The following is a 4,640-nucleotide window of genomic DNA, read 5'->3' as shown; positions in this document are numbered from 1 at the left end:
GCCACGTCGAAGGCGATCCGGCCATCGCGCATGCCCACGATACGATCGGCGAAACGCCGCGCGAGGTCGGGCTGGTGTGAGGAGAACAGCACGGTCGCGCCGCGTGCGTGCGCAGCGCCGGTCAGAAGCGTCAGGATTTCTACGGCGCGGGCGGGATCGAGATTGCTGACGGGCTCGTCGGCAAGGATCAGGCGCGGCTCCTGGGCGAGGCATCGGGCGATGGCCACACGCTGCCGCTGCCCGCCGCTGAGACTGTCGACCCGGCGCTCGGCCAGATCGGCGATGCCGCAATCTGCGATTGCGGCGCGGGCCGCCTCCAGATCGCGGGGCGCGGGGGATCCGACGACCGCACGCAAGGGCGACATGCGCCCAAGGCGCCCGTTCAGCACGTTTCGCAACACTGAGGAGCGTTCGACCAGCGCAAATTCTTGGAAGATAAAGCCGACGTCAGGCCGACTGGCGCGAGCGGGCGGATGATCGGGATCGAGCGGCGCGCCCAGGACCGAGACACGACCGCGCCAGCCGCGAAGACGCCCGTCGAGCAAGGCTAGTAGCGTCGTTTTTCCGGCGCCTGAGGGACCGAGCAGCGCGGTGCTTTCGTCTGCAGGAACCATGAGCGACACATGGTCCAATGCCGGTAGACTGGCGCCCGGATGGAAGAAGCTCAGATCGCCTATTTGCGCCGCGGCGCTCATCAGAGAAGCCCGTAGCGCCGGGCCATGTCGCGCACCCCGTCATAGGCAGCGGGGTCCGCTCGGACATAGCCGTCGGGTCCGTAGAGATAGCGCAACAGGCCGCGGTTGCCGGCTTCGTTGAGGCGCATCATCGCATCGACGAACCGCGACCGGAGGTCTGCGCCCAGTCCCGGTCGCGCGATCACCACGTGGCTGGGGATCGGTTCGCTCTCGGCGATCCAGACGACTTCGGCTTGCTGCTGCGGGGTGAGAAGGAGGTCGGCGTACTGGCTCGCGCCGGCGGCATCGACAAGGCCCTCGGCCATCGCCTGCATCGCCTGCTGATATCCGCCCGCGAAGAAGATGCGGCCGAAAAAGGCTTCGGCTTCGCCGGGCCCTGCCACCAATCCCGCCTCGACGAATTCCGCCAGAGGATAGAGGTAGCCCGATTCCGAGATCGGGTCCGCAAAAGCGATATCCTTGCCTCCGAGATCAGCAAGCGTCTCGATCCCGCTGTCTCTGCGCACGAAGATCCGCCCGGTGTAACTCGGCGCGCCGCGATAGACTTCGGACAGCAGAGGCACTGCGTCGATCTCGGCCTCGGCCAGCACGAAGGGGAGCGCGCCCATGAAAGAAATGTCGGCGTCACCGTTCCGCAGCGCCTCGACGGCCGCGGCGTGGTCGATGGTGACGAAACCCTCGACCGGAACGCCGATCTGATCCGCCAGCCAACCGGTGATGGCCGCGATGTCACCGAGCAGTTTTTCGGGGTTTTCCTGGGGAATGAAGGCGAGGCGAAGCACGTCTTCCTGCGCCGCGAGCTGTGTTCCCGAGAACGCTGCGCCCGCGACGGAAATGATCAGCGCCGCTCTGCGGGTCAAGCGGATCGACATCAGAACGCCCTCTCTTGGATTGTCTCGGCTTCGACCTTGAACGCGTCCCAATGGGCCTCCGCGGTCTGCCAGTCTTCTTCCCGCACGGCGGCACCGACCTGGGCCAATCGCCCGGCAAGTGCATAGACCTCAGGCCGTCCGGCAAGGTTGGACATCCTGCTGGCATCGGCCGAGAGGTCAGCGACGACCGTCTCGGCAAGGAGCAGGATATGCTCTGCGTCCCGCCGGGGCAGCAGCGTGTCGAGAGTCGATGCGAAGGTTGTTAGCTCGGAAAAAGCGAGGCGGAAAGATGTGTTCTCTGCATCGAAAGTCTCATAAGGCTCATCAGCCGAGCCCACCGCCTCGAGGTATGCGGTAAGGTCTGAGCGCTCGGCATCAGCAAGTCCAAGCGATTTCGTCTCGTCGAACCAGTCCACGACAGCAGCAAGGGTCGGCAGCGATCCGTCGTGGAAGTAGGGCGCGGTGTAGGCCGTCCCGAGCAAGGTGGGCGTATCAAATGCGCCTGCGCGCGCACCCTCGTAAGCAGGACCGGCGGCCCCGATGTCATGCGCCTGACGGTCGAGGAAGTTGCCGTCCGGCACGTGACAGCTGGCGCAGGAGCGGTCGCCGAGTCCCGCCAATGGCCGATTGAAGATTTCTTCGCCGCGCCGCGCGGCGTCCAATGCCTCATCAGTCAGCGTGCCCTCCGCAGTCAGCATCGAATTTGGCAGGAAGTCGAACTCCAGCATATAGGCCAGAAGGGCGTCGAGCATGAAGGGGGTGGGTTCGGCGCCACCGAATTCGTTGACGATCACATTGCGGGTGAAGTCGCGAAGCGATGCAAAGCGACCATCGCGTCCATACGGGCCGGTGAAGCGCAAGCCGCGCAGGCTCGGGATGTCGAGGGGGTCGTCGCGCCGGTCGTTGAAGATCGGGTTGAAGAATGAGCCGTCCACATCGATGGCGCCGGGCTGGTGGCTGGCGCCGGGTATGAACAATCGCTGGTTCACGTCCGAGCGGTTGTGGCAGGTCGAGCAGGCGATTCCGAGGTCGCGCGCCGGGCTGCCGAAGATCCGAGCGCTGTCGAACAGCATGTCGCCGTAAGCGACAAGCGGCAGGTTCGTTTCATCGATGCCCTGCTCCTCGAAATTGAGGACGAGCAGGGGCAGCGGATCCTGGTCGAAGATGTCGGACCCTGGCGGCAGGCTTGGTGGCATCTCAACGTCGCGTCCGCCGGCGATGGCGGTCTCGGGGAGCGGACTCAGCTGCAGCCTCGGGGCGAAGTCGTCCACGAGATAGTTATCCGCGAGATAGTCAGAGATTACCGATCGTGCCGCGTTCATCGTTTCACGCTCGGCGGGTATGGCACCTGCGCCAAGAACACCGGCGGACCCTAGGCTGCTGTTGAGTTCAAGCCAGGCCAAGCCGATCCGGCGTGATGCCTCCGGATCGGCTGCGGCGACGGCGTCAGCGAAGGCGCGGTAGAGTTCGCGTGCGGTCCTCACCGCTTGCTGCGCGCTTGCCGGATCGTCCGCGTCCAATGCACGGTCCAGCTCCTCTTCGATCCTGAGCGCGATCAATCGTGTCGCAGCGGCGAAGAGGGACTGTCGATCCTCGCGTGCTAGCGCATCCATCAGGGAGCTAGTGTTGGCATTGCTCGTCTCAGCCAGCCATGTCAGCGCGCCCATCGAGAACTCCGAGTTGCGGTAAGGATCGGACCAAGCGGCCTCGATGACATTCCAAGGCAACGGCTTGAGGTTCCCTAGGAACAGCGTCAGTCGATAGGCCGCCGTGTCCGGATACCATGGGGCTTCTTTCGCGGGATCCGCAGAGGCAGAGCCGAACGACAGGAACGCGCCGAAACATGTTGCAAGCATTACTCTTGTGAGGTTCCGGACCAAAATGTGCTCCAGCTTGCAAAGTTAGACACGGCTAATTTATGAACCTAAAGCAAACAAGTTGTCAATCCTTCTATCTCAGGGCAGACTTCCGGAATGACCAAGCTGCAATCACATGTCCGTGAGACCTTTGCGCCTGTGGAACGGACGCCGGAAGCGCAGGCGGAAGGCTTTGCAATCGTGCGGCAGGCGCATGAAAGCGAGATAGCGGAGGACTACGTGGAGCTGATCGCGGAGCTGATCGAAACCCACGGAGAGGCCCGACCAGTCGATATCGCCGAACGGCTGGGAGTGAAACCGCCGACTGTCACCAAGAACATCTCACGCCTCAGGACAGCGGGTCTCGTTCGGCGAGAGCGTTACCGAGCGATCTTCCTTACCGAGGAAGGACAGGCTTTGGCCGAGGCCTGCCGGCGACGGCACCGGATCGTGGTCGCCTTCCTCCTGAGCCTTGGGATCGATGAGGAAACCGCGGAACGCGATGCCGAGGGGATCGAGCATCACGTGAGCGATGAGACGCTGGCAGCGTTCGAAAAAAATCTTTGCGAGAAATAGAAAATTTTTTGCACCGCGCTTGATGCCCATTGGATCGACTTGAGTGAAGCAGGGCTACTCGGGGCACGTAAAGGCACTCCGGCTGACGAGAACCGCAACAAGGACTGAGCGAGTAGTGCGGAAAATGCGACAGGAACGAGCAGGATTGGAAACCGATCGAAGCGCCGGACTGTGTTCTGGCGGCCAAGGGATATACTGGTCATGCGTAATGAAAGGGAAGTGGCGCGTCTGTTGGGCTTAAGCCAATTAACGTTCAGGGATCGGTCCGGCGTCGGATATGGCGCCATCGGCGCGACCAAAAGTTATCCGACACCACCGACCACAAACACATCGGCCATATTGAAGGCAGGCGAGTGGGCGGAGCCGACGTAGAAATCGAGGAAATCCGTTACGGCCCGGAATCTGAGGCGGTGCACCACGTTGCCAAGAAAGGCCGCGACGGCGAAAACCATGCCGATCACCGGCGTTTGTCCGGCTGGCAACATGGATTCACCCTAACCAGACATCGAGAAACAACATAATGACAAGTCCGATCGACAGTCCGAGTGTCGCCTTGTTCTGATGTCCGCTGCGATGGGTTTCGGGGATGATTTCGTGGCTGATGACATAGAGCATCGCACCGGCGGCAAAGGCCAGACCCC

5 protein-coding genes are annotated in these 4,640 nt (G+C 62.7%); 1 reads left to right on the top strand and 4 read right to left on the bottom strand.

Going from position 1 to position 4,640, the window contains the following annotated elements; all coding sequences use genetic code 11:
• From LC343_RS24895 to LC343_RS24885, 3 genes are all read right to left on the bottom strand, one after another.
• Positions 1-695 (bottom strand): phosphonate ABC transporter ATP-binding protein (locus tag LC343_RS24895; protein WP_223479849.1); only part of this gene is annotated, 695 nt, incomplete at its 3' end.
• A complete protein-coding gene (locus LC343_RS24890) occupies positions 695-1,567 on the bottom strand; it encodes a phosphate/phosphite/phosphonate ABC transporter substrate-binding protein (RefSeq protein WP_223479848.1) in 873 nt (290 codons plus the stop codon). The genes LC343_RS24890 and LC343_RS24895, both read right to left, overlap by 1 nt.
• On the bottom strand, positions 1,567-3,234 hold the full coding sequence (locus tag LC343_RS24885; protein ID WP_223479847.1) for a cytochrome c peroxidase: 1,668 nt from the start codon (positions 3,232-3,234) through the stop codon (positions 1,567-1,569). The genes LC343_RS24890 and LC343_RS24885 overlap by 1 nt, the downstream gene beginning before the upstream one ends.
• Positions 3,235-3,540: 306 nt before the next feature.
• On the opposite strand from LC343_RS24885, the gene mntR reads away from it, so the two are divergent.
• Entirely contained in the window at positions 3,541-3,999 is a 459-nt protein-coding gene (gene mntR, locus LC343_RS24880) for a manganese-binding transcriptional regulator MntR (RefSeq protein ID WP_223479846.1), read from the top strand.
• A gap of 302 nt (positions 4,000-4,301) precedes the next feature.
• Here mntR and LC343_RS24875 read toward each other — a convergent pair whose 3' ends face one another.
• On the bottom strand, positions 4,302-4,451 hold the full coding sequence (locus LC343_RS24875; RefSeq protein ID WP_223479845.1) for a signal peptidase II: 150 nt from the start codon (positions 4,449-4,451) through the stop codon (positions 4,302-4,304).
• Positions 4,452-4,640 lie beyond the last annotated feature (189 nt).

This window comes from Oricola indica, assembly GCF_019966595.1.
In the GTDB taxonomy this organism is placed as follows: Bacteria; Pseudomonadota; Alphaproteobacteria; order Rhizobiales; family Rhizobiaceae; genus Oricola; species Oricola indica.
This window is presented reverse-complemented; position numbering and strand designations above follow the sequence as displayed.